Source organism: Micrococcus sp. IITD107 (assembly GCF_041927415.1).
Lineage (GTDB): Bacteria > Actinomycetota > Actinomycetes > Actinomycetales > Micrococcaceae > Citricoccus > Citricoccus terreus.
Map to the genome: position 1 here is coordinate 510,127 of NZ_JBHFFN010000002.1, position 25,973 is coordinate 536,099.

Genomic DNA, 25,973 nt, shown 5'->3' on the forward strand with positions numbered 1-25,973 from the left:
CATGAACCCCGCAGACGCCATGAACATCCCCGACCCCTTGGACCTGCGCTGCTACCTGGTCACCTCCGGCGCCGGCCAGCGCACTGTGGACGTGGCCGCCGAGGCCGCCGCCGCAGGGACCGGAGTGGTCCAGGTCCGCGCCAAGGACGCCACCGCCCGGGAGCTGCTCAACCTGACCGTGGCGGTCGCGGACGCCGTCCAGCAGGCCAACCCCACCACGCGCGTGCTGGTGGACGACCGCACGGACGTGGCCGCCGCCGCTCGCCTGGCCGGAGCCGCCGTCCACGGGGTGCACCTGGGACAGACCGACCTCCCGGTCACCGCCGCACGGCAGATCCTGGGGGCCGGCGCGGTGATCGGGCTGACCACCGGCACCCCGGAGCTGGTCCGGGCTGCGAACGAGCTCGCCGAGGTGATCGACTACATCGGCGCCGGCCCGTTCCGCCCCACCCCCACCAAGGACTCCGGCCGCGACCCACTCGGTGTGGACGGCTACCCCCAGCTGGTGGCCCTGACCGGCCTGCCCGTGGTGGCGATCGGCGGCATCACCCCGGCAGACGTCCCCGCGCTCGCCGCCACCGGGATCGCCGGCGTGGCGATCGTCCGCTCGATCATGGACGCCGAACGCCCCGGCGCTGTGGTGCAGGACGTGCTCACCGCCTTCCAGGCCCACCGCCCATGGACGTGACCGGCGCACCGGACTCCCTCTGGCCCACCGACTGGCCGGACGGGCCGCTCGAACTGGATGAGGCCCTGGCGCTCGCGGCCACCCTCATCCAACCGGGCCAGGCGACCAGCTACGGCGGTCTGGCCGCCGCGCTGGGTGCCGGCGGCCCCCGTCAGGCCGGGCGCGCCATGTCCCGCGCGCCGGAGGGGACCCCGTGGTGGCGGGTGGTGCGAGCGGATGGCTCGCTGCCGCCGTCGTTGGCCTCCCGTGCCGCCGCGCACTGGCGCGCTGAAGGCACGACCCAGCGCGCACACTCCTCCGCAGGCCTTCCCGACGACGGCCAACACCTTCGCCTGGACCTCGCCTGCGCGCGGTGGTCACCCGGTGCGGAGGACGCGCTGCTGCTGCGGGCGCTGCGGGAGCGGATCGGCTGATCTCCGGGGCGGATCCTTATCCTGTCCGGCCCGGCTGATTGAATGACCGTATGGCCCAGCAGACCCCCGAGCAGCCCGCCGAGCAGCCCACCCTCCGCCTGACCGTCCCCCGTCAGACCGAGGCCGCCGAGCTGCCCCTGGACGCCGAGCAGCAGGCCGTGGTGGACCTGGCACAGTCGCCCGGACACGGCTCCGTGCTGGTGCTGGGCGGGCCCGGCACCGGGCGCAGCACCGTGGCCGTGGAGTACGCCGCGGCACGGATCGAGGCCGGACTGGTCCCGGACCGGCTGCTCATGCTGGCCCCCACCCGCCAGGCCGCCGCCCGGCTGCGGGATGCCCTCTCCGTGCGGCTGGACCGGGGCGGTGCGGGGACCCGATCGTCCACACCGGTGCGGACCTGGGCGGCCTATGCCTTCGACCTGATCCGGCGAGCCCGGGTGGAGGGCTTCCTGCCGCAGGTGGAACGCACACCGCGGCTGCTCTCCGGCGCCGAGCAGGACACCGTGATCGCCGAACTGCTGGAGACCTACGCCGCAGGGGAGCGGCCCGGACCGGACTGGCCGGAGGAGCTGGACGAGGCCGTGCAGACCCGCGGCTTCCGCCAGGAGGTCCGCGAGCTGATCGACCGCACCAGTGAGTACGGGATCGAGCCCGGGGACCTGCAGGAGCTGGCGGCCCGGCACGGCCGTGCGGAGTGGGATGCCGCAGCGGAGCTGCTGCAGGACTACCGGGACCGGCTGGATCTGGGCATGGCCGAGGCCTTCGACCCCGCCGGGCTGATCACCACCGCGCGCCAGCTGCTGCAGGACCAGCCCGAGCTGGCCGAGCAGGAACGCGAACGGCTCTCGGTGCTGGTGATCGACGACCTGCAGGAGGCCACCCCCGCCATCCACGCCCTGCTGGGCGTGCTGGGCCACGGGCAGGACGTGGTGGCCACCGCCAACCCGGACACCGTGGTCCAGGGCTTCCGCGGCGCCCGTCCGGACCTGCTGCGGCAGTACCCGGACGCCCTGGTCCGGGCCCAGACCCTGCCGGGGTTCGAGGCACTGGCCGGATCCGGAGGCGGGCAGACCATCACCCTGACCACCGGGCATCGGATGGCCCCGGACCTGGTGCAGGCCTACCAGCGGGTGACCCGGCGGATCCCGGCGGACCGGCGCACGGCAGAGCTGCGCGCCGGACTGATTCCCGTGGAGCCGGGAGAGGACTCGGTCCCGATCACCGGTGCCGCCGTGCACCTGGTCGCCTCACCCGCCCACGAGGACCAGCTGGTGCTGCAGCAGATCCTCGAGCTGCACCACCGGCACCAGGTCCCGCTGCACCGGATCGCGGTGATGGCCCGCTCCGGGCCCCTGGTGGCCGATCTCGGCCGGTACCTGGAGGCCGAGGGCATCCCCGTGGACCGCACGATCAGCGACTCCGTGCTCAAGACCGAACCCGCCGTGGCACCCCTGCTCGGGATGCTGCGCATGGTCACCGAGGCGCCCGCCGAGGATCAGCCCACCCTGGACATCGACGCCGTGCTGGACCTGATCAGCGGCCGCTACGGACGCTCCACCGCCCTGCACGTGCGCCAGCTGCGCCAACGGCTGCTCGCCGAGGAACGCGCCGCCGGCGGGCGCCGCTCCAGCAACGAGCTGCTCCTGGCCGCCCTGGAGGACCCTGCCCTGCTGGAGGGCATCCGCGTGGTGGGTGACGGCCTGGCCCGGATCGGGCGGATGCTGCGCGCCGGCCGGACCGCTGCGGCAGATCCCGCAGCCACCGCTGAGACCGTGCTCTGGGCCCTCTGGGACGCCACGGACACTCCTGCGCGTTGGCAGGATCTCGCCGTCACCGGGACCGGGCACGCCGCCCGCCGGGCCGATATGGACCTGGACGCCGTCGTCGGGCTCTTCCAGGCCGCCGAACGCTACGTGGACCAGTTCCCGGGAGCCGGCCCCGCCGCCTTCGCCGACTTCATGGAGGCGCAGAACCTGCCCATGGACTCCCTGGCGGCCCAGTCCCGTCACGGCGAGTCTGTGTCCGTGCTGACCCCCGCCTCGGCCGCCGGCCGGGAATGGGATGTGGTGATCGTGGCCGGTCTGCAGGACGGGATCTGGCCCAACACCCGCCTGCGCGGACAGCTGCTCGGTGCCACCGACCTCGCCGAGATCGCCTCCGGCCGTGCCACCACCTCCAACCACCGCACCCGTGTGGCCGAGGTCCGGCAGGACGAGCTGCGCAGCTTCGCCACCGCCCTCTCCCGTGCCCGGGTCCGGGTGGTCGGGATCGGTGTGGCCTCGGCCGATCTGCTGCCCAGTGACTTCCTGGACCTGCTCGCGCCCTGGCACCCCACCCCCGAGCAGGCGGAGCAGGGGATCCTCTCCCGTCCCGTCACCGCCGTGCCCACCCCGCTCACCGCCAGCGCCCTGGTGGCCCGGCTGCGCCGCGAACTCGAGGAGACCGCCCACCGGCTGCACCGTGATCCTGCTCAGGAGCTCACGGGGGCGGACCAGCAGCACGTGGCGCTGGTGGCCGCGGCCCTGGCCCGGCTCGCCGCGTCCGGCCTGCCTGGAGCCGCCCCGGACCACTGGTGGGGTCTGCTGCCGCTGAGCACCGAGGCACCCCTCACCGAGCCCGGCGGACGGATCGCCGTCTCACCCTCCCGCGTGCAGGCCGCTCTGGACAACCCGCTGAACTGGTTCATGGACCAGATCGGCTCCCAGCCCGTGGCCACCGCCGCCCAGTCGATCGGCACCCTGGTCCACGCCGTGGCCGAGGCCCATCCGAGCGGACCCTTGGAGGCCCTGCAGGCGGAGCTCGAACGCCGTCTGCCCGAGCTGGACCTGGAACCGGGCTGGGAGACCGACCAGGCCCTGGACCGTGTGCGCCACATGGTGGCCAAGCTCGGCATGTACCTGCTCACCCTGCCCGGTACGGGCAGACGCATCGCCGGTGTGGAGGTGCCCTTCGCCGCCGAGATGGACCGTGAGGACCTGCACGTCACGGTGCGCGGGATCATCGACCGCCTGGAGATCGATGCGGAGGGCCGCCCGTTCGTGGTGGACCTCAAGACCGGCAAGTCCACCCCCACCGTCGCCGAGATGGAACGCCAGGCCCAGCTGGGCGCCTACCAGGCCTCCATCGCCGCCGGCGGTCTGGACGAGGCACTGGAGAAGATCGCGGACGCCGGAACGCTGCGCGCCCACGAGCCCGGAGGGGCCGCCCTGGTCCAACTGGGGGCCACCACGGCCAAGGTCAAGGTCCAGGAGCAGGACGCCGTCGGACCGCAGGACACCTGGGCCCAGGACCTGGTCTTCACCGCCGCCGAACGCATGGTCGGGCCCCGGTTCCTGGCCATCCACCCGCCCGGCCGGGTCTTCTGCCGTGTCCCGCAGGTGTGCCCACTGTGCAGCCAGGGACGCCAGACCACCGAATGGAGCCGCTGATGAGCACCTGGACGCACGCCCCCCGCTACACGCCCGAGCAGCTCGCCCAGGTCTTGGGCGGCAACCCACCCACCCCCGAGCAGTCCGAGGTGATCAGCTCGGCCCTGGAGCCCATGCTCGTGATCGCCGGTGCCGGCTCGGGCAAGACCGCCACCATGGCCGACCGCGTGGTCTGGCTCGTGGCCAACGGCTACGTCCAGCCGGATGAGGTCCTGGGTGTGACCTTCACCCGCAAGGCCGCCGGTGAGCTCGCCGAACGGATCAACGGCAAGCTCGAGAAGCTCGCCGAGGCCGGACTGGAGATCCCGCGGGACGCAGCCGAACCCACGCCGGAGCAGGACGCCGACCCGGACGAGCTGCTCCTGGAGGACGGGCCCGGCCGAGCCAGCGTCTCGACCTACCACTCCTATGCCAACACCCTGGTCCGGGACCACGGCATGCGCATCGGGATCGAACCGGACACCGAGCTGATCGGTGAGGCCCAGGCCTACCAGCTCGCCGCGCGCCTGGCCCGCTCCTACGAGGGCGATCTGTCCTTCCTCACCAGCTCCTTCTCCACCCTCGTCTCCGGGATTATGCGCCTGGCGGGGGACTGTGCCGAGCACCTCGTCGCCCCCGAGCAGGTCCGCGAGCACCTGGACCGGATCGTGGAGCACGGACTGTCCCTGCCGTACACGGAGAAGAAGGTCGAGGGCACCAGCAAGGAGGTCGACGCCCTGATCTCCTCGCTGCGTGCCCGGGCCGCCATGGCCGATCTCGTCGCCGCGTTCCAGCAGGCCAAGGCCGAAGCCGGCGTCATGGACTACGGCGATCTCGTCCGCCACGCCGCGGACATCGCCCAGCGGATCCCCGCCGTCGGAGCCGCTGAACGGTCCCGGTTCAAGGTGGTGCTGCTGGACGAGTTCCAGGACACCTCCCACGCCCAGATGGTGCTCTTCCGCGGTCTCTACGGCAACGGCCACCCGGTGACCGCCGTGGGCGACCCCAACCAGTCCATCTACGGCTTCCGTGGGGCCTCCGCTGGCCAGCTGTTCTCCATGCCCACCCAGTTCCCCCGCCTCACCTCAGACGGCGAACGTGCGCCCGCCGCCGTCCGGCACCTCACCGTGGCCTGGCGCAACTCCCTGAACGTGCTCCAGGCCGCCAACACCGTGGCCGCTCCGCTGCGCCAGACAGGTCAGGAGGGGATCGAGCTCAAGCCGCTCGGTCCCTCGCCCTTCGCCGTGGACGGAGATGTCAGGCTCGACTGGTACCCGGACTCGGTCACCGAGGCCCGGGCCGTCGTCGCATCCCTCCAGGCCGCCGGTCGGGCTCATCTGGCCGAGCAGGGCACGCCCGCCACCCGGGCCATCCTGTGCCGCCAGGGCAGCCAGTTCCCCGCGCTCATGGACGCCCTGGACGACGCCGGCGTGCCCTACGAGGTGCTGGGCCTGTCCGGACTGCTGGCCGTGCCCGAGGTGGCCGACCTCGTCTCGGTCCTGCAGGTGATCGCCGACCCCACTCGCTCGGACCACCTGCTGCGCATCCTCACCGGCCCCCGGTGGCGGATCGGACCGGCCGACCTGACCGTGCTGGCTGAACGCGCCCGGGAGATGACCCGCCGGCAGACCCGGAACGGCCCGAACAGCACCGCCGCAGACAATGCTGTCGATCTGCAGGACACCTCGCCGGAGGAGGAGGCCGAGTCCGCCTCCCTCATCGAGGCCCTGGACTTCCTGCCCGGCCCCGAGTGGACCGGCCGGTCCGGCCGCACCCTCAGCGCCGAGAGCCACTCGCGTCTGACGCACCTGCGCCGCGAGCTGCGCATGCTCTCCACCCAGACCAGCCTGGACCTGGTGACCCTGATCCGGCTGGTCGAGCGCACCATCGGCCTGGACGTGGAGGTCGCCGCGCGCCCCGGAGCCGCCGGTGCCGCAGCCCGCCGCCACCTGGATGCGTTCCTGGACGCCGCCGACGACTTCAGCCCCGCCCAGGAGGCCGCCGCCGGGCACGGCACCGACCTGGCCGCCTTCCTGTCCTGGCTCGAGTCCGCCGAGGAGCACGAGAAGGGACTGAGCCTGGTCGGATCCGGCGCCGTGCCGCGGACCGACGCCGTCCAGCTGCTCACCGCCCACGCCTCCAAAGGGCTGGAGTGGGACCTGGTGGCCGTGCCCGGACTGGTGGTCGGACAGTTCCCCAGCTCCACCGTGGACCTCTGGACGGGCCCCTCCTCCGGACACCTGCCCTGGGACCTGCGCGGTGACCGGGAGAGCCTGCCCCAGTGGGACCGTGACTGGTCCACGCGCCGCGACTGGGCCGACGCCGCCAAGTCCTGGACCCTCAAGCACCAGAAGGAGGGGTACCCGGACGCCTACCGGGACCTGGTGGCCGCCCACCAACTCTCCGAGGAGCGGCGACTGGCCTATGTGGCGTTCACCCGGGCCCGGACCCTGCTGCTGCTCAGCGGCAGCCACTGGCGCGGAGAGAACTCCAAGCCCACCCAGCGCTCGGCGTTCCTGGACGAGCTGCACGAGCTCGCCCAGACCACCGGCGCTGCCACCCTGGGTGTCTGGACCGAGCCCGAGGACGCGGGGGAGACCAACCCGTTCGCGAAGCGCAGCACCGCCGCCATCTGGCCCTTCGATCCCCTCAACGGTCCCGAGGTCGTGGTCCTGGACCCCGAGCACCCTGAGGACCTCACCCTCGCCACGCCGGTTCCTCCTCGGTCCCGCCCCCGCCGCGCGGCGGTGGAGACCGCGGCCGCCTGGGTCTCCACCGCTGATCCGCTGGACGCGGCCAGTTCCCTGGCCGCCCCCTCCGCAGACCGTCCCGACGACGGCCGGTCACCTCAGGAGGCCGAGCTCGCCCGTCAGGTGGGCTGGGTGCTGGATCGCAGCACCGGCGTGGGGCAGGAGGACACCGGAGCGGTGGAGCTGCCCAGCCACCTCAGCGCCTCGGCCTATGTGGACCTGGCCGACGACCCCACGGCTCTGGCCCGCCAGCTGCGCCGCCCCATGCCGCGTCCGCCCGCGCAGGCGGCGCGCCGAGGCACCGCGTTCCACGCGTGGGTGGAGGACCGATTCGGCGCCACCGCCATGCTGGACTTCGAGGACCCGCAGGACGCCGCCGACCACTGGGTGGACGACTCCCTGGATCTGGCTCCCATGAAGGACTGGTTCCTGGGCAGCCGCTGGGCCGATCGCGTCCCGGCCGCCGTCGAGGCCGCGGTGGAGACGACCGTCGGGGGGATCACCCTGCGCGGACGGATCGACGCCGTCTACCGCACCGGGGGAGACCCGAAAGTGCCCTTCGACCCGGAGGCACAGTGGGAACTGGTCGACTGGAAGACCGGTGCTGTTCCCTCTGGCCAGACCCTGGAGATCCGTGGACTGCAACTGGCCGTCTACCGCCTGGCCTGGTCCAGACTCCACGGGATCCCGCTGGAGAACATCAGCGCGAGCTTCGTCTACGTGGCCCACGGGACCGAGAAGACCGTCCATCACCTGGCCGGAGAAGAGGAGCTGGAACAGATCCTGCGCCAGGCCACCGGTCAGGAGACGGAGGGATCACCGGCACGGCTGCGCTGAGCCAGTCGGCTCGACCTCTCAGTAGTCCGTGTGGCGCTGACGGAGTCGGGCCAGGGCCGCCTGTGAGGCCGAGCGCTCCGCCTCTTCGCGCTCCGCCGTCTGGGCGGCTGACTCTGCGGGCTCGTCGGTCGATGCGCGGGGGGCCTCACCAGCGGCGTGGGACCCGGTTCGAGCATCGGCATCGGTGATCACCGCACCGTCCTCGAGATCGTCATCCTCGTCGTCATTCTCGAGATCCTCGGGTTCAGACTCGACGTCCGCGGACACGTCCTCACCCGCGTGCGCCAGCGGGGCATCGGCGGGCAGCGGCACCGGTTCGCTCAGGCTGATCTCCTGACCGCCGTGCTGCTCCACGTCCAGCTGGAGCTCACGCAGCATCTCCTGGGCCTCGCTGGCCATGCCCTCGTCGCCGGCGTTGATGCCGCGCACCAGCCACTGGGCCAGCGCGAACTCCGCGGCCAGCGCGGCACGGCGCAGCAGATGCTCATCGGGCCCGGACCGGGGGACCACCGGTGCAGGTGAGCCGAACGGATCAGCCGGGATGTCGTCGTCGGGAAGGCCTGCACCTGACCTGCCGGGAATCTCCGGGGCGGTGCCCGTGCCGCCCTCACCCGTGAGGTGCCCGGTGTACTCGGCGAGCACGGACTCGGCGAAGTCCTGGTCACCGGCCGAGGCCAGCCAGGCGAAGTCGTCCGCGGGGTCGCCCACGTGCAGATCCGTCCAGCCGGTCACTGCCACCAGCCGGCCACGGTGCACCAGCAGGTTGTCCTCATGCAGATCACCGTGGACCACCACCGGGGTGAAGTCCCACAGCTCCTTCTCCTCCAGCGCGTTCTCCCAGCGGCGCAGCAGCACCGGAGGGATCCGGCCCGTGGTGGCGGCCTGGTCCAGCTCGTTGAGCCGGCGCTGGCGGAACTGCTCGGCGGTGTAGGAGGGCAGATCGGCGTTCTCCACCACTGCGGCGGGCAGTGCATGGATCGCGGCGATCACCCGTCCGATGTCCGCCACGATGTGCTCGCCCAGCCCGGTCAGCTCCTCCAGGTCCAGCTCGCGGCCGGGGAGATCGTGATAGACGAAGGTGCGCAGACCCTCCAACCGGACGGCACCGGCCACCGAGGGGACCCGGAACGGCAGCCCGGCGCGGACCCGAGGCGTGAACCCGGAGAGCACCTGCAGCTCCGTCTCCAGGCGCATGGCCGCCTCCTGGTTGCGCGGTGAGCGCACCCGCCAGTGGCTTCCCTCCTGGTCCAACACGACGGCGGCGTCAAAGTCCCGCGGATCATCCGGGGACCCTGCCACACCGGTGGGGGACAGGCCCGGGATGGCGGCACTGGCGAGGGCGGCGAGCTCCATGGGCGTACGATTCACACCCACCACGGTACTGGCACCGCGCGTGCCGGTGCTGTCCTGGCACGCCGTGGGCGGACAGCTGTGGAGACCGCCACTGCGTGTCCGGGGTCGGCGGTACGGTGGAGAACATGAGCTCCGCACACCTCCTGCCGCCCCTGGGACGGCTTCCCCTCGCCCGCGAAGACGTGGACCGAGGATGTGAGGTCCGCGCGCAGGACGGGTGGCTGCAGACCGTCTGGGCACAGCCCCAGACCCGCGTGCTGTGGCTGCTCGGCGGCCGGGCCCCGGTGATCGGCGGACAGATCGTGCTCGTCCGTCCGCAGGGGCAGCTGCCGGAGGGAGCGGTCTACATGGGCCGCTCGGAGCATCACGCCGGAGCCAACGGGACGGATGAGCAGCCCCACGCCGAACTGGTGCTGGTCCCCGTGGCCGACCAGCCGGACCTGACCGCCGAGGGAGCCCACCCGGAGGCGGGAGGCCAGCCGGTGGAGGACCCCGGTCAGATCTCCTGGGTCGGACTGCGGGACGTCTCGGCCGCCCTGACCGACCGCGACGCCGGGATCTTCGTCGAGGCCGTGGCGATCGCCAACTGGCACGCCACCCACACGCACTGCCCGCGCTGCGGCACCCCCACCGAGCCGGTCAGCTCTGGCTGGGTCCGGCGCTGCCCGGCGGACGGCTCCGAGCACTTCCCGCGCACCGATCCAGCCGTGATCGTCACGGTGACGGACCGGGACGGACGGGTGCTGCTGGGCAACAACGCCGCCTGGGCGCCCGGGCGCTTCTCCACCCTGGCCGGATTCGTGGAGCCGGGGGAGTCCCCGGAGACCGCCGTGGTCCGGGAGATCCACGAGGAGTCCGCCCTCGTGGTCCACTCACCTCAGTACCTGGGATCCCAGCCCTGGCCCTTCCCCCAGTCCCTGATGCTGGGCTACACCGCCGTCACCGACCACCCGGAGGACGCCCGCGCGGACCAGGACGAGATGCGCGAGGTCCGCTGGTTCACCCGGGATGAGCTGCGCCGCACGGTCGAGTCCGGCGAGGTCACCGTCCCCGGTGCCGCCTCCATCTCCCGTGCCCTGATCGAGCACTGGTACGGTGGACCGCTGCCCGAACCCCGCACCCTGGAGAACTGAGTGAACCCGGCCTCCCCCCAGCACGACCCCCAGGACATCCTGGCCGGACTCGACGCCGAACAGCGCCAGGCCGCCAGCACCCTCCAGGGACCCCTGTGCATCCTTGCCGGCGCCGGCACCGGCAAGACCCGGGCCATCACCCACCGGATCGCCTACGGGGTGCAGACCGGCGTCTACGACCCCCACCGCACCCTGGCCGTCACCTTCACCGCCCGCGCGGCCTCGGAGATGCGCGCCCGGCTGAGGGACCTCGGCGCCCACGGCGTACAGGCCCGCACCTTCCACTCTGCGGCGCTGCGCCAGCTGCAGTACTTCTGGCCCCAGGCTGTGGGCGGGGCACTGCCGGAGGTGGTGGACCACAAGGCCCAGGTGCTGGCCGAGGCCGCCCGGCGCCTGCGCATGACCACCGACCGCGCCTCCCTGCGGGACCTGGCCGGCGAGATCGAGTGGGCCAAGGTCTCCCTGCACACCCCGGACGGCTACACACGGGCCGCCGCCGGACGGGAGATGCCCGCCGGGTGGGACACCACCATGGTGGCCCGGCTCTACCAGGCGTACGAGGACGTCAAGACCAGTCGCAACCTGATCGACTTCGAGGACGTGCTGCTGCTGACCGTGGGGATCCTGGAGACCGAGGAGCGCATCGCCGCCCAGGTCCGGGACCAGTACCGCACCTTCGTGGTGGACGAGTACCAGGACGTCTCCCCGCTGCAGCACCGCCTGCTGGACCTGTGGCTGGGCGAGCGCAAGGAGCTGTGCGTGGTGGGGGACGCCTCCCAGACCATCTACTCCTTCACCGGCGCCACCTCGAAGTTCCTGCTGGACTTCCGCTCCCAGTACCCGGACGCCACCGTGGTCAAGCTCGTCCGGGACTACCGCTCCACCCCCGAGGTGGTGGACCTGGCCAACCGGCTGCTGGCCGAGCGCACCGCCCAGACCGTCCCCGTGCCCGGACCGGACGGACGCCGCGGCCCCATGCCCCGCTGGTCCGAGCCGCTCGAGCTGGTCTCTCAGCGCGACCACGGTCCCGCTCCCGTCTTCGCCGAGTGCACCGATGACGAAGCCGAGGCCGGGTGGGTCGCCCAGCAGGCCAAGGCGTTGATCGAGGAGGGTGTGGCACCGGCGGAGATTGCCGTGCTCTTCCGCACCAACGGCCAGTCCCAGGCGTTCGAGCAGGCCTTCACTGCGGCCGGGATCGGCTACCAGCTGCGCGGCGGCGAACGGTTCTTCTCCCGCCGGGAGGTGCGCGAGGGCATCCTGCAGCTGCGTGCCGCCGCGCGGGCCGCCCAGGACGTGACCGGGGAGCAGGTGCCCGAACGGGTCAAGGACGTGCTGGCCTCCCTGGGCTACTCGGACACCGCCCCGGAGGTCTCCGGTGCGGTCCGGGAGAAGTGGGAGTCCCTGCAGGCGCTGGTGGCCCTGTCCGAGGAGCTGGCCGCCACCCGGGGCGAGGGGTTCACCCTGACCGACCTGGTGGCCGAGCTGGACGAGCGCGCCGCCAACCAGCACGCCCCCACCGTCCAGGGCGTCACCCTGGCCTCCCTGCACGCCGCCAAGGGGTTGGAGTGGGACGCGGTGTTCCTGGTGGGACTGTCCGAGGGGCTGATGCCGATCAGCTTCGCCGACACCCAGGAGGACATCGACGAGGAACGCCGACTGCTCTACGTGGGCATCACCCGCGCCCGCACCCGGCTGCACCTGACCTGGACCCTGGCCCGCGGCACGGGCGGCCGCTCCACGCGCAAGCCCTCCCGGTTCCTGGCCGGCCTGGACCCGCAGGCCTCCCAGCGCCACGGCGCCCAGCGCTCGGTCCAGGGCAGCAGACGCTCTCCCGACGGCGGCCGCGCCGGCAGGCGGCGACCTCACCCGGTGACATGTCGCACCTGCGGCAAGACCCTGGAGACAGGCGCCGAACGCAAGATCGGCCGCTGCGCCGACTGCCCGGCCACCTACGACGAGGCCCTGTTCGAAGCGTTGAAGACCTGGCGTCTCACCACCGCGCAGGCGGCCTCCGTCCCGGCGTTCGTGGTCTTCACCGACGCCACCCTGGTGGCCATCGCCGAGTCCCGCCCGTCCACGCCAGCGGAACTGCTCAAGGTGCCCGGCGTCGGACGGTCCAAGCTGGAGAAATACGGGACGGATGTCCTGGAGCTGCTGGAGGGCCGGCACCTCTGACCCGGGTCCGTCAGGAGAAGGCGGCGGCGAGCAGGCAGCCGCAGTCCGGGTGCGGTTCCACGGTGCTCGTCCGGGCCTGACCGGTCGCGCTCAATCGCAGGACGTGTCCGCTGGCCCCTGCCTGCTGTCCAGCATCGACCCTGGCCAGCACCTGTCCGGCGGCCATCGCCCCGGCCGCATGGGACAACGCCGTCTCCTCCCAGCCGGCACGGGCGCTGGCCAGTGCCGCAGTGCGGTCGGACTGAGCGGGGTCTGTGCGGGTGGACCACAGATCCCAGCACTCGGGGCAGCCGGGCCGGGCAGGGTCTGCCCAGGGGCCGATCACCACGTCGTCGTCCCGCACCACCACCGGCAGCAGCGGATGGTCGGCGGCTCGGGCGGCCGCCACCAGGGACCGGTCCAGGGCGCCGAGGCTGACCGCCACCGTGAGGTCCCCCTGCAGTTCGGCGGGCCCCACGCCCACAGCCGGCCAGACCAGCAGCGATCGGTCCTCCGGATCCAGCCGCCGGGACAGGGCCACCGCACGGACTCGTCCGAGATCGACAGAACGGTACCCGGTTCCCAGGTTCGCCACCGTGACACAGAGTGGGTCGACGAGCAGGAGCTGGCCGATCCCGGCGGCGGCGAGCACCTGGGCCACCACCGCGCCGGTGCGGCCGAGCCCGATGACCTGCACCGTGGAGCCGGATCGCCGCTCAAGCATCCGGTCGGCATGGCCGTCGCGCGCCCACACCGCCGCGGCATCGGCAGCCAGCAGGTCCCGCAGGTGCCCGAGCTGGGGTCCCGGCTCCTCGGCGGAGGGAACCAGCACCTCGGACAGCCGGGAGAGCAACGGTGCCACTGCCGGCTCCTTCACACCGCAGCGGCGCAGCAGCTCGACCTCCGTCCCGTCCGGCACGCCGTGGGCCAGACGCTCCAGGACCTGCAGGACCGCAGGGGTGCAGTCGGTGAGCTGAACGGTCCGTGCGCCGCTGCCGATCAGGACGGTGCCCTCGCCGATCGGCACCACATGCAGTCCGGGATTCAATCTCATGTCCGCTCCTCCTGGTCGACGTTCACTGCCGGACACCGGCAGGGGCTGCAGCCGGTGTGCCTCAGCACATGGTGTCAGGGGCGACGACCATGGTGCGGTGCCTGTCCACAGGATGGGGACAAGGTCCTCGGGTGGACGGTGGCGGCGGCACAATGGAGGCATGACACCCGCTGCCCGGCCCGGAGGATCCCGCCGATCGCACCGCCCTGCCCGCTTCGCCGGACCGACGGTGCGCGAGAGCGTGGACGTGGAGGTGCGGGGCACTCCTGTCCGGGTGGTCCGGTCATCCAAGCGCACCAAGACCGTCTCGGCGGCCTGGCGTGAGGGGCGCCTGCAGGTGAACCTGCCCTGGGGGCTGTCCGAGCAGGCCGAGCAGGACTGGGTGGACCGCATGCTGACCAAGGTCCAGGCCAACCCCGCCTCCCGTCCCGGGGCGAACCAGGACCTGCTGCAGCGTGCTCTCCGGCTGGCACGCACCCACCTGGACGGTGAGGTCCAGCCCACCGAGGTGGTCTGGTCCACCCGGCAGCAGCACCGGTGGGGATCCTGCACCCCCAGCACCGGTCGGATCCGCATCTCCTCCGAACTGGCCGAGATGCCGGACTGGGTGTTGGACGCGGTGATCGTGCACGAGCTCACACACCTCAAGCACACCGGACACACCCGGGAGTTCCACGACATGGCCGGGCGCTACCCCCGCCAGGCCGAGGCGATGGCCTTCCTGGCCGGCGTCACTTACGCCCGGGGGCGGGGCGGAGCCGGGGCAGCAGCTGGCCAGAACGAGGTCGACCAGGTCCCGGAGGACCTGGTCGACTGATCAGCAGCGGTGGGGAGCCCACCTGCGGGGCACTCAGCCCTGCGGTGAAGTGCGACCCTGGGGGCCGTCGTCGTACCCGCCCTCCAACAGGCGGCGCAGCTCGTCGTCCATGGACTGCGAGGCCTTCTCCCGCTCTTCGCGGCGGGTGAAGTACCCGGTGGGGTCGTCCAGGTCCTCCGCGGTGGGCTGCAGGCTCGGGTCGCTCCAGATGGCGTCGCGGTACTCGGTGCCCTTCTCCTGGCCGACCAGCTCCCAGAGCGTGGCGGCCTCGCGCAGTCGGCGCGGACGCAGGTCCAGGCCGACCAGGGTGCCGAAGGCATGCTCTGCGGGACCACCCGAGGCGCGGCGGCGGTTGATGGTCTCGCGCAGAGCGGCGTTGGACTCCAGTGGCTTCGCCGCCTCGGTGACCACCACATCCACCCAGCCCTCGATCAGGGCCAGCGTGAGCTCGAGGCGCTCCAGGGCTGCCTTCTGCGTACCTGTGGGCTCGGGGATGAACATGCCGCCGGAGAGGGCCTCCTGCATGGACTCCGGGTTCATCGGGTCCACCGAGCGGGCGGCCTCCTCGATCCCGGCGACGTCGATGTGGATGCCGGTGGCGTACTGCTCGATCGCGGCGCGCAGGTCCCGCTCCAGCCATGAGGAGCGCATGAACAGACGCATCCGAGCGGCCTCACGCAGCGCCAGGTAGATCCGGATCTGATCGTCCGGGACCTGCAGGCCGTCGCCGAACTCCTCGATGTTGACCGGCACCATGGCCAGACGGTGGCCGGCCACCGGGAACATCGAGTCCGAGCCGGAGAGGACCTCCTGGGACAGGGCGCCGATGGCCGAGCCCAGCTGAAGTCCGAACACCGTGCCGCCCATGTTCTGCAGCATCGGCCCCAGCCCGCCCAACATGCCGCGCATCTCCTCGGGCAGCTGGTCCGGGAGCTGTTCGCTCAGGGCCCGGCTCATGGCCTCGGCCATGGCGACGGCGACCGGCTCGGTCATGGCACGCCAGTTGTCCATGGTGGCCTCGACCCACTCGGCTCGAGACCAGGCCACACCCAGGATCCCGGGCGACTCGATCTCGGTGACACCGTCCAGCCAGAGCTCGGCCAGGCGCAGCGCCTCCTCGATCTCCCGGCGGGCGAAGGTGCCCACCGAGGGGTCCTGCCCGGCGCTGGCCTGACGTGCGGCCTGGCGGGCCAACGACCAGTTCACCGGGCCGTCCTCCGGCGAAGACTGCATCATCGCCTGGAACTGCTGCATCATCTGACCCATCATCTCCGGGTTCATCATGGAGGGGTCGAAGGGCAGGCCGCCGGGCATCCCCGGCATGCCGCCCTGGCCGCCGGCACCGGGCATCGAGGAGCCCGGCACGCCGGTGAACCCGGCGCCCGGTCCGCCCATCTCACCCAGTGCGCGGCGCAGCTCCTCAGGGTCCGGGGCGTTGCCGCCGAACATCTTGCGGAGCATCTCGGCGAGTGGATCCTCGCCTGCGCCCTCGTCGGAGCTGCCGGATCCAGAGCCAGGTCGGTTCGGGGGAGTCGTCATGTCCACCAGGGTAGTGGCGTGCCCTGGACGTGTCCCGAGTGGGCTGGGAGGTTCGCTGTGGGCACAGGCGAGCGGCCGTCGTCGGGACGTGGCCTGTCCAGCCCGTAGAATGGAGGGCAGACCTCTCCGCCCTGCCACGCCGTCAGTCCCCGTGGTCCCGGCACGGACAGCCCCGTCAGGCAGGAGGCGGAGTCGATCGAGTCCAGCTGAGCAGACAGGTGCCCTGACGTGTCATTGACCGGACACCCGCCAAAGCCCTCGATGAACGTGCCTGGAAACGTCAGCACCCGAGAGCGCCGCCTCCGCCGACTCAAGACCGCCGCCGGCGCCGTCTCCGGCCTGCTGGTGCTCACCGCTGTGGCCCTGCCCAGCCCCTACATCACCGAGTCTCCCGGCCCCACCTTCAACACCATCGGTGACTTCGACGGCTCACCGGTCATCACCGTGGACGGCGCCGAGACCTACCCCACGGAGGGCCGGCTCGACCTGACCACCGTCTACGTCTCCGGGGCGCCCACCGGATGGACCACCTTCGCGGAGGTCGCCCAGGCGTGGGTGGATCCGACGATCGCGCTGATGCCGCAGGAGGTGGTGTACCCCTCCGGGACCACCTCGGAGCAGGTGGACCAGCAGAACTCGCAGGCCATGGCCACCTCGCAGAGCTGGGCCGTGGCCGCAGCACTGGAGGAGCTGGGGATCGAGTACCGCCAGGAGCTGTTCGTCGCCGGCTTCACACCGGAGACCCAGGCGCAGGACCTGCTGCGGCCCGAGGACCAGCTGATCAGTGCCGACGGCCAGGAAGTCACCGGGCTGCAGGGACTCAAGCGCCGGCTGAACGAGTCCCGCGGGGAGCCGGTGGAACTGGGCATCATCCGGGACGGGCGCCAGATGACCGTGCAGATCCCCGTGTACCCCGGGCCGAACGAGACCTGGCTGATCGGTGTCTACCTGGACTCAGCCTTCGACTTCCCCCTGGACGTCTCCATCACCCTGGAGAACGTGGGCGGCCCCAGCGCCGGCATGATGTTCGCCCTCGGGCTGGTGGATGAGCTGACGCCCGGCGCCATGACCGGCGGGCGGCACATCGCCGGGACGGGCACCATCGACCCAGACGGGACCGTGGGGCCGATCGGCGGGATCGTGCAGAAGGTCTCCGGAGCCGCAGACGCCGGTGCTGAGGCCTTCCTGACCCCTGCTGAACACTGCGCTGAGCTGACAGGACGGGTGCCGGAGGGCATCACCGTCTACTCGGTCTCCAACCTGGGACAGGCACGGCAGGTCGTCGAAGACCTGGGGCAGGACCGGGAGCCGGAGGGCGCCCAGACATGCGGATGACAGAACGACCACAGAACGACCACACGCAGGACAAGACGGGCCGCTGGCTCGCAGATGAGGTAACAACGTGAGTTTCGGACAGGGATTCGGAGGGCTGTTCGGCGGCCCGGAGGACGGGCGGGGCGGAACGCCCGGCTCAGGGGGCCGCGATGGCGGGGCTCCCGGCGGACCAGGCGGTCCCGGCAACTGGTTCGGCGGCCAAGGACCAGCAGGGCCAGGGAACGGTGGACCGGGACGTCCCGGTGGTCCCCAGCGGCATGACGGGAGCTCGTCCTCCGGACCGCGGCGGCCCGGGCGACCGTCGGCACTGATGCTGACGATCATCATCGTCGCTGCCCTGGTGGCACTGTTCGTGCTGTTCTCCGGCGTGTACACCGAAATCCTCTGGTTCAACCAGATCGGGTACTCCGAGGTGTTCTGGACCGAGCACATCACCCGAGCCGTCCTCTTCGTGATCGGCGCGCTGGTGATGGGCGGAGCCACCTGGGCGGCCATGTGGCTGGCCTGGCGCTCCCGGCCCAAGAACCTGGGCGACCGCACGAGGGACACCTTGGCGCAGTATCAGCAGCAGCTCGAGCCGATCCGCCGTCTGGTGTTCATCGGCGTCCCGGCACTGCTGGCCTTCTTCGCCGGTTCGGCTGCGATGAGTGCCTGGCAGGATGTGCTGCTGTTCCTGAACCAGGTTCCCTACGGCAAGGTCGACCCCGAGTTCGGGATGGACTTCAGCTTCTACATGGCAACCCTGCCGATGCTCGGCATCCTGGTGGGCTACCTGATCTCCGTGGTGCTCATCGCTGGCATCGCCGGTCTGCTGGTGCACTACCTGTACGGATCCATCCGTGTGGAGGAGCGCGGCGGGATCACTGTGGAGAAGGGCGCCCGCATCCACCTGGGCGTCTTCGCAGCACTGTTCCTGATCCTGCAGGGCGCCAACTACTGGCTGGACCGCTACCGGACCCTGCAGTCCCAGTCGGGCCAGTGGGCCGGTGCCCTGTACACCGACGTGCACGCCGTGATCCCCACGAGCACCATCCTCGCCGTCGCCGCCGTGCTGGTGGCGATCCTGTTCGTGGTCACGATCATCACCGGCCGCTGGCGGATCTCGCTGATCGGCACCGTGGTGCTGATCATCGGTGCCATCGTGGCCGGTGGCGCCTACCCATTCGCCATCCAGGAGTGGCAGGTCAAGCCCTCGGAGCAGACTCGCGAGGCCGAGTACATCAAGCGCAACATCGAGCTCACCCGTGAGGCCTACGGGCTCAACGAGATCGAGAACACCCAGTACGCCGGTGAGACCGAGGCGGAAGAAGGCGGTCTGACGGGGGAGAGTACCAACACGGCGAACATCCGCCTGATGGACCCGAACCTGCTCTCGCGCACCTTCGGTCAGCTGCAGCAGTTCCGCCCGTACTACGGGTTCCCGAACACGCTGCACGTGGACCGCTATGAGGTGGACGGGGAGACCAAGGACACCATCATCGCCGCCCGTGAGGTCAACGTGGACCGTGAGTCCTCCTGGGTGAACCAGCACATCATCTACACTCACGGCTATGGCATGGTCGCCGCCGACGCCTCCGAGGTATCGGCTGGTGGACGTCCGTCCTTCCTGCTGTCCGGCATCCCCTCACGAGGTGATCTGGGATCGGACGCCGACTATGAGCCGCGCATCTACTTCGGGATGAACTCGCCGCAGTACTCCGTGGTGGGTGCTCCGGACAATGCCCCGGAACGCGAACGTGACCGACCGCAGGACGCCGACAGCACCGAGGACACGACCTACACGTTCTCCGGTGACGGCGGTCCGAGTGTAGGCAACCTGTTCAACAAGCTGGTGTACGCCATCAAGTTCGGCTCCACCGAGCTGCTGCTGTCCACGGACATCAACTCTGAGTCCCAGATCCTCTACGATCGCAACCCCGTGCAGCGCGTGGAGAAGGTCGCCCCTTACCTGACAGTGGATTCCAACTCCTACCCGGCGATCGTGGACGGGCGGATCCAGTGGATCGTGGACGCCTACACCACCTCGGATGCCTTCCCCTACTCCAAGCAGGAGCAGCTGGATTCGGCCACTCGGGACGCCCTGAACACCGATGTGGCCGCGAACCTGAGCGGCCGGGTGAACTACATCCGCAACTCGGTCAAGGCCACCGTGGATGCCTACTCCGGAGAGGTCACCCTCTACGCCTGGGAGGAGGATCCGCTGCTGCAGGCCTGGCAGAAGGTCTATCCCTCCACGCTCAAGCCGTACTCGGAGATGACTGCCGAGTTGATGGACCATGTCCGCTACCCGGAGGACATGTTCAAGGTCCAGCGTGAGCTGCTGGGTCGCTATCACGTCACCAACCCCGGTGACTTCTACGAGAACAACGACGCCTGGTCGGTGCCGGCTGACCCCACGCAGGGCAATGCCGACGTGAAGCAGCCGCCGTACTACATGTCCCTGCAGATGCCGGGCAAGGATGAGCCGGCGTTCTCGCTGACCACCACCTTCATCCCGCAGCTGCGGGAGGCCGGTACCCAGCGCAACGTGCTGTATGGGTTCCTCTCTGCCAATGGCGATGCTGGTACGGGCAAGGACGGTGAGAAGGCCGAGTCCTACGGCCACCTGCAGCTGCTTGAGCTGCCGCGGTCGACGGCGGTTCCTGGCCCCGGCCAGGCGCAGGCCAACTTCGACTCGAACGACCAGGTCTCGCGTGAGCTGAACCTGCTGCGCCAGGGCGCCTCGGACGTGATCAATGGCAACATGATCACTCTGCCGGTGGCCAACGGCATCCTGTACGTCCAGCCGGTGTACGTGCAGTCCACGGGTTCGACCTCGTACCCGACCCTGCGCAAGGTGCTGGTCTCATTCGGTGACCGGGTGGGCTTCGGCGACACGCTGCAGGAGTCCCTGGACCAGGTCTTCGGTGGAGACTCCGGTGTGGACACCGGTGAACCGCCAGCAGCACCAGGTGAAGGCGAGCCCGGGGCAGACCCGACGCCGCCGCTGGCACAGAGTGATCAGGAGCGTCTGAGTGAGGCCCTGGCTGACGCACAGTCGGCGATCGAGGCCTCCGAGACCGCCATGGCGACCGGTGACTGGGCCGCCTACGGTGAGGCTCAGAGCCAGCTGAACGACGCGCTGCGCCGCGCCACAGAGGCCGACGACTCCATCCGTGAGGCCATCGGTGCACCGGACCCCGCAGCAGAGGACGGTGCCACCGAGGGTGAAGCCGCACCTGAGGACGCTGCTTCAGAGGGTGAGGGAACCGACGGCTGATCGGTGGACTCAACAGGACGCCCCGTCGGGCACCGGCTGACCAGCCGGAAACCGGCGGGGCGTCCTCGATTTGAGATCACCGAGAGAACCCCGTATAGTCATCTGAGTCGCCGCGGGGTGGAGCAGTTCGGTAGCTCGCCGGGCTCATAACCCGGAGGTCGCAAGTTCAAATCTTGCCCCCGCAACGCAGAGAAAAGACCCGGACCATCAGGTCCGGGTCTTTTCGCATGTCGGGCCCGATGCGCAGGATCCATCCAGGCACACAGATCGGGCCCCGGCCCGGTGCGGAGAGCACCAAGTCCGAGGCCCGATCTGTCGACAGCGACGGATGTCAGGGTGAGTATCAGCGAGCGGTGGGGGTCTCCGTGGCAGCGCCCTCGGAGTAGTCCAGCTCCATCTCATCCGAGGCCTGACCGGAGGTGATCGCCTGGTTCCCGGAACGACCGGCCTTCAGCGCGGCCAGACGGGCCTCGACCTCGGTCTTCTCACCCAGGTCCTCCAAGGACTCGAACTGGGCGTCCAGGGAGGACGCGGCCAGCTCGTTCTGCCCGCGTACGCGAGCTTCCTCGCGGCGGACCTTCTCCTCGAAACGGTTGACCTCGGAGCTGGGGTCCATGATGTCGATCGACTTCACAGCATCGTGCACCGCGGACTGGGCGTGGGCGGACTTGGCACGCGCCACCAGTTCGTCGCGCTTGGAGACCAGCTCCTGGCGCTTGCCCTTCATCTGCTCCAGACCGGTCTTGAGCTTCTCCACGATCTCGGACTGCGAGGCGATGGTCGGCTCGGCGGCCTTGGCCTGACGCTCAGCGTCCATCTGACGCTCGATGGCGACCTTGGCCAGGTTGTCGAACTTGTCCGCGGAGGCGGTGTCGCCCTGGGTGCGGAACTCGTCGGCCTTCTGGGAGGCGGCCAGAGCCTTCTGGCCCCAGCTCTTGGCGGCGTCGATGTCCTCGTTGTAGTCGTCCTGGATCATCCGCAGGTTGCCGATGGTCTGGGCGACGGCCGCCTCCGCCTCAGAGATGTTGTTCGTGTAGTCGCGGACCATCTGGTCCAGCATCTTCTGGGGATCCTCCGCCTTGTCCAGCATGGCGTTGATGTTGGCCTTGGCCAGGGTTGCGATGCGGCCGAAAATGGACTGCTTGACCATGGATGTCGCCTTTCGATCTGATCCTTGTGACCACCGGATGCTCCGGTCGCCGTTCTTCTCCCGCCCCCGGTTCCGGGAAGAGGGTCCTGAGGTGGTGAGACCTCAGAGTCTGTGGGGTGATCTCCGGGTGGAGACCACCGGGTCTGTCAGAAGCTTCCTCCGGCGATGTCGCCGAATCCGCCGAAGTCGCCCCCGCCGAGGCCACCGCCGCCGAATCCGCCGAATCCGCCGCCGCCCCAGTCGCTGTGGTCTGAGCGGCCGCCGAGGACGCTGTCGATGAGGATGCCGCCGAGGATGGCGCCTCCCAGGCCTCCGCCGAAGCTGCCGCCGAATCCGCCACCGCCTCGGCGGGTGTAGCCTCCGCCGCCGAAGCCGCCACCACCGTAGCCGCCCCAGTCGTCCAGGTCCTGCTGGGCCATCCGGCTGGCACGTTCAGCCAGCGCACCGGCCTGCTGGGCCATGTTCAGTGCCGTCACCGGGTCGGAACCGGACAGCTGCACGGCCTGCTGCAGGGTGCGGTCGGCCTCGGCCAGCTTGGTGCGGGCCTGGCTGCCCACGGCGCCACGGCGAGCCGCGATGTAGTCCTGCGTGCCGTCGATCTGTGCCTGGGCCTGCAGGATGGCCTGCTGCAGCTGGGCGGCGGCACGACGGCTCTGCTCCTGCTGGTCGCGGATGCCGCCGAGCTGAGCGTCCAACTGACGATGGGCGTTCTCCAGGTCATGCAGCAGGTCGATGGGATCGGGCTTGCCACTGGCCATGCCGGTCTGGACCGAGCGCAGGGCCTGCTCCACACCGGCGATCGGCCCGGCCAGCTCGGGATGCTGTCCGGCGTTGACCAGGGCTTGGGCCTGCGCCAGGTCCTGCGCGGTCTGCCGCACACCCGTGGTGACGTTCTGCATGGTCCGGTCCAGGTGATCGCTGGCCTTGCCCACGGCCTCCACCAGGGTGGTGACCTGGGCTGCTGCCTCTTCCCCGGCTCGAATGGCCAGAGCGGCGGTGGACAGGTCCGAGGCCTCCAGCGACTGCCGCGCCTTGGCGACCGCCGAGGAGATGAACTCCAGGCGCTCCCGTGCATCGGAGGCGTTGTCATTGACCTCCACCAGCGCGCTGTCCGCGTAGCGGGCGTGCAGGTCCACCAGACGTCGTTCCGCCTCGTTGACCGGCTGGGCCAGCTCGCCGGCCCGCTGCTCCAGGGCCGTCAACGCCGCCGGGGCGTTCTTCTCCAGGTCCCGCAGCTCGTTGAACTCCTGCTGGTGTTCGGACAGCGAGGCTCCCACGGCTTCGCACCGGGCAATGATGTCCTTGAGCCAGGCACGCTGCTGCTCCTCGGTGTCCGGGATGTGGTCATCGAGCTGATGCTGGAGCTTGAAGGACTCCATCATGTGCGCCTTGGCCGCCTCGATGTCCGACCGGAAGGTCGTCACCGAGTCGTCACCGTAGGCGGCCATGGCGAAGCCGAGCTCCTGCTCAGAGGACTTGATGGCATCATCCGCCGCGACCAGCATGGAGCCGGCCTTGTTGCGCAGATCCTCCACGGACATCGCATCCAGCGGATCCTGGGGTCCCTGCGCGGATTCCACGGAGCGTCCCCGAGAGCTGTCCTTGCCCTTCTTCTTCCGGCTGGCCAGAGCGACGCCGCCGCCCACCAGGGCCGCGGTGACCAGCCCTCCGGCGACCCATCCGCCAGCCCCGGTGTCACCGGAGCCGGTCTGCTCACGCGACGTGCCGCCGTCGTTGGCTCCAGACCCGGAACCGGAGCCGAGGGCGCCGGTGGAGGCGGCCAGCACACCCTCGACCGCGGCGGACCCGGCCGCCGCCCAGTCATCCTCCCCGCGGGCCGGCAGGGCCGGGAAGACATAGTCCTGGATGATGTCGTCCTCGAAGACCTCGATGCTGTTGGCGTCATGCGCGGCGTAACGCACTTGGCGCTCGGCCACATCGATCACCATCATCGAATCGGACTGGCTGAGCCCCTTCTGGCGTGCCACGGCCGTGATCCACTGGTCCAGGGGCGCATTGGTGCCGTCCACGTACACCACGAACAGGCTCTGGCCCTCCTCGCGCCGCAGCTGGGCGATCTCCTCCTCGAGCTGGGTCTCCTCCAGGGCGGTGAGGACCTGGGCCTCGTCCACCACGAACACGCCCGGCGGGATCTCCACGGGAGCCGCCGCCTGGGCGGAGGAGGCCATCGTCAGACCTGCGCCCACGGTCACGGCAGAGCCGACCAGGGCTCCGGCAGTGAGCACCGCAGGGGAGAGGCGGACGGGCTGCCAGCTGTGAGAGGTCGCGGTCATCGATCACCCTTCGTGGCCCGGAGGCCGTTCGTGGCCGTCCAGGCCATAGCGTTCATTGGCAGTCTAGGGTGGCTCCGGGGGCGCACGCCACGGAATCGGGTGCGCCACCGGCGAACGGACGGCTCGCCCTGGAGATTCCCGACGGCGACCAGGAACCACCCAGCCAGCGCTCAGTCAGTGTTCGTTCAACGTCCAGCAGGGTGCACCATCATGGTGGGGCGCCTTCGGCGTGAGCAGGTGACGAGGCAGGAGATAAACACGATGTCAGATCCGTACGACCAGCAGTCCCGTGACGAGTCCACGGGAGGAGGGATCCCTCCTCATCTGCACACCCCGCCGGCAGGGGCCCTGCACGCTGGTCCGGCCTCCGTCTCGGCCTCGCGAGAGCCCTCGGCGCAGACCCAGCAGTTCGGAGCCCTCGGCCCGGACGGCGCACACACTGAGGCCACGCATGGACCTCATCCTGGCGTGACCGGTGCCGGCCAGGAGGAGCGCTCAGGACGCCGCACCGTGGGCGTGGGAGCCCTGGTGGCCGGCATGCTCCTGGCAGGACTGGCCGGCGGTGGTGTGGCCGCCGGTGTCAATGCCGCCCTGGACGACGGGCCGGGAACCGTGGAGCCGACTCAACAGGTCCAGCAGGGCACCGGCCTGGACATCAACCGCAGCGAGGACGCCACCGCCGTGACCGCGGCTGCCGCGAAGGCCGCCCCCTCGGTGGTCACGCTCTCCGTGACGAACGGCCAGGGCGCCGGGTCCGGTTCCGGCGTGATCCTGGACGATCAGGGGCACATCCTCACCAACACCCATGTGGTCACCATGGGCGGCCAGGCGCCGGACCCGAACATCACCGTGCAGACGGCCGATGGCCAGATCTACGCGGCGGAGATCGTGGGGCTGGACCCCGACTCGGACCTCGCCGTGGTCAAGATCGACGCTCAGGGGCTGACCCCCATCGAGATGGGCTCCTCAGGAGAGCTGAACGTCGGAGACCGGGCGATCGCCATCGGCGCGCCCCTGGGACTGACCGGGACCGTCACCGACGGGATCGTCTCCACCCTGGACCGCACCATCTCCGTGGCCTCCTCAGCCGTCCCGGAGGACAACGACCAGTCCGGGCCGGGCGGCCCCGGTGAGTTCGAGTTCCGCATCCCGGGCATGCCCCAGCAGCGCTCCCAGGGTTCCATCTACATCAACGTGATCCAGACCGATGCGGCCATCAACCCGGGCAACTCCGGCGGCGCGCTGCTCGACGCCCAGGGACGGCTGATCGGCATCAACGTGGCCATCGCCTCCGCCGGGGGAGCCTCCGGCGAGGCCGGGAACATCGGCGTGGGCTTCTCCATCCCCGTGGACTACGCCCAGCGCGTGGCGAAGGACCTGATCGAGCACGGGGAAGCCACGCATGGACTGCTCGGCGTGACGGTCACGGCCCAGCCGGCCGTACCGGAGGGGCAGTCCCAGCCGAGCCCCGACGCCGAACAGGGCCCGGCCCAGCAGCAGGGTCCCGGCGGTGCCGCCTCAGGAGGATTCAGTGCCGGTGCCCTGGTGCGCGACGTCGTGCCCGGATCCCCGGCAGAGGACGCCGGCCTGCAGCAGGGTGATGTGATCACCGGCGTGGAGGGCCGCTCGGTCAGCGACAGCCGGTCCCTGACGGCGATCGTCAAGGAGTACCCGGAGGGCGGGACCGCCACCGTGCACTACCTGCGCGACGGACAGGAGCAGTCAGCTGAGGTGACCTTCGCCTCAGGGACCGCGCAGCAGCAGGGAGATGAGTGAGTGACACTCGGGGT

Annotated in this window: 15 protein-coding genes and 1 tRNA gene; 11 read left to right on the forward strand and 5 right to left on the reverse strand. The window is 70.6% G+C overall.

What is annotated here, in order from left to right:
• Window position 1: 1 nt before the first annotated feature.
• From ACEXHE_RS06735 to ACEXHE_RS06750, 4 genes are read left to right on the forward strand one after another with little or no spacing between them, the layout of a single operon-like run.
• Window positions 2-688, forward strand: coding sequence for a thiamine phosphate synthase (locus tag ACEXHE_RS06735; RefSeq protein ID WP_374785181.1), 687 nt, complete (start codon window positions 2-4; stop codon window positions 686-688).
• The gene (locus tag ACEXHE_RS06740) at window positions 685-1,101 is read left to right on the forward strand and encodes an MGMT family protein (protein ID WP_374785182.1); all 417 of its coding nucleotides are present in this window, start codon (window positions 685-687) and stop codon (window positions 1,099-1,101) included. Before ACEXHE_RS06735 ends, ACEXHE_RS06740 begins: the two co-directional genes overlap by 4 nt.
• A 50-nt stretch (window positions 1,102-1,151) precedes the next feature.
• Complete coding sequence (locus ACEXHE_RS06745; protein ID WP_374785183.1) at window positions 1,152-4,529, forward strand: ATP-dependent helicase; 3,378 nt, start codon at window positions 1,152-1,154, stop codon at window positions 4,527-4,529.
• The gene (locus ACEXHE_RS06750; RefSeq protein ID WP_374785184.1) at window positions 4,529-8,095 is read left to right on the forward strand and encodes an ATP-dependent helicase; all 3,567 of its coding nucleotides are present in this window, start codon (window positions 4,529-4,531) and stop codon (window positions 8,093-8,095) included. Before ACEXHE_RS06745 ends, ACEXHE_RS06750 begins: the two co-directional genes overlap by 1 nt.
• An 18-nt stretch (window positions 8,096-8,113) precedes the next feature.
• Here ACEXHE_RS06750 and ACEXHE_RS06755 read toward each other — a convergent pair whose 3' ends face one another.
• Window positions 8,114-9,463: a macrolide 2'-phosphotransferase gene (locus ACEXHE_RS06755; protein WP_374785185.1), complete on the reverse strand. Its 1,350-nt coding sequence runs from the start codon at window positions 9,461-9,463 to the stop codon at window positions 8,114-8,116.
• 110 nt (window positions 9,464-9,573) lie between these two features.
• Here ACEXHE_RS06755 and nudC point away from each other — a divergent pair, with 110 nt between their 5' ends.
• Together nudC and ACEXHE_RS06765 are read left to right on the forward strand one after the other, a co-directional pair.
• Window positions 9,574-10,581, forward strand: coding sequence for an NAD(+) diphosphatase (gene nudC / locus ACEXHE_RS06760; RefSeq protein ID WP_374785186.1), 1,008 nt, complete (start codon window positions 9,574-9,576; stop codon window positions 10,579-10,581).
• Window positions 10,582-12,756 (forward strand): ATP-dependent DNA helicase UvrD2, encoded by a 2,175-nt coding sequence (locus ACEXHE_RS06765; protein ID WP_374785187.1) that lies wholly within the window; start codon window positions 10,582-10,584, stop codon window positions 12,754-12,756.
• A gap of 10 nt (window positions 12,757-12,766) precedes the next feature.
• Here the strand turns inward: ACEXHE_RS06765 and ACEXHE_RS06770 are convergent, their stop codons facing one another.
• Window positions 12,767-13,789 (reverse strand): TOMM precursor leader peptide-binding protein, encoded by a 1,023-nt coding sequence (locus ACEXHE_RS06770; RefSeq protein WP_374785188.1) that lies wholly within the window; start codon window positions 13,787-13,789, stop codon window positions 12,767-12,769.
• Window positions 13,790-13,949: 160 nt separating this feature from the next.
• Between ACEXHE_RS06770 and ACEXHE_RS06775 the strand changes: the two genes are divergently transcribed.
• Entirely contained in the window at window positions 13,950-14,606 is a 657-nt protein-coding gene (locus tag ACEXHE_RS06775; RefSeq protein ID WP_374785189.1) for a M48 family metallopeptidase, read from the forward strand.
• Window positions 14,607-14,639: 33 nt separating this feature from the next.
• Here the strand turns inward: ACEXHE_RS06775 and ACEXHE_RS06780 are convergent, their stop codons facing one another.
• Window positions 14,640-16,145, reverse strand: a complete 1,506-nt coding sequence (locus tag ACEXHE_RS06780) for a zinc-dependent metalloprotease (RefSeq protein WP_374785190.1) — start codon at window positions 16,143-16,145, stop codon at window positions 14,640-14,642.
• A 261-nt stretch (window positions 16,146-16,406) separates the two neighbouring features.
• Between ACEXHE_RS06780 and ACEXHE_RS06785 the strand changes: the two genes are divergently transcribed.
• The 3 genes from ACEXHE_RS06785 (at window position 16,407) to ACEXHE_RS06795 (ending at window position 20,924) form a co-directional block, all read left to right on the forward strand.
• Window positions 16,407-17,480, forward strand: coding sequence for a PDZ domain-containing protein (locus ACEXHE_RS06785; RefSeq protein ID WP_374785191.1), 1,074 nt, complete (start codon window positions 16,407-16,409; stop codon window positions 17,478-17,480).
• Between the two features lie 310 nt (window positions 17,481-17,790).
• On the forward strand, window positions 17,791-20,739 hold the full coding sequence (locus ACEXHE_RS06790) for a UPF0182 family protein (RefSeq protein WP_356967721.1): 2,949 nt from the start codon (window positions 17,791-17,793) through the stop codon (window positions 20,737-20,739).
• Between the two features lie 111 nt (window positions 20,740-20,850).
• A tRNA-Met gene (locus tag ACEXHE_RS06795) sits at window positions 20,851-20,924 on the forward strand.
• Window positions 20,925-21,082: 158 nt separating this feature from the next.
• Here ACEXHE_RS06795 and ACEXHE_RS06800 read toward each other — a convergent pair.
• Together ACEXHE_RS06800 and ACEXHE_RS06805 are read right to left on the reverse strand one after the other, a co-directional pair.
• On the reverse strand, window positions 21,083-21,889 hold the full coding sequence (locus ACEXHE_RS06800) for a PspA/IM30 family protein (protein WP_374785192.1): 807 nt from the start codon (window positions 21,887-21,889) through the stop codon (window positions 21,083-21,085).
• A gap of 146 nt (window positions 21,890-22,035) precedes the next feature.
• Window positions 22,036-24,183, reverse strand: a complete 2,148-nt coding sequence (locus ACEXHE_RS06805; RefSeq protein ID WP_374785193.1) for a TPM domain-containing protein — start codon at window positions 24,181-24,183, stop codon at window positions 22,036-22,038.
• A 261-nt stretch (window positions 24,184-24,444) separates the two neighbouring features.
• Here ACEXHE_RS06805 and ACEXHE_RS06810 point away from each other — a divergent pair, with 261 nt between their 5' ends.
• On the forward strand, window positions 24,445-25,959 hold the full coding sequence (locus ACEXHE_RS06810; RefSeq protein ID WP_374785194.1) for a S1C family serine protease: 1,515 nt from the start codon (window positions 24,445-24,447) through the stop codon (window positions 25,957-25,959).
• The last annotated feature ends 14 nt before the right edge of the window (window positions 25,960-25,973 follow it).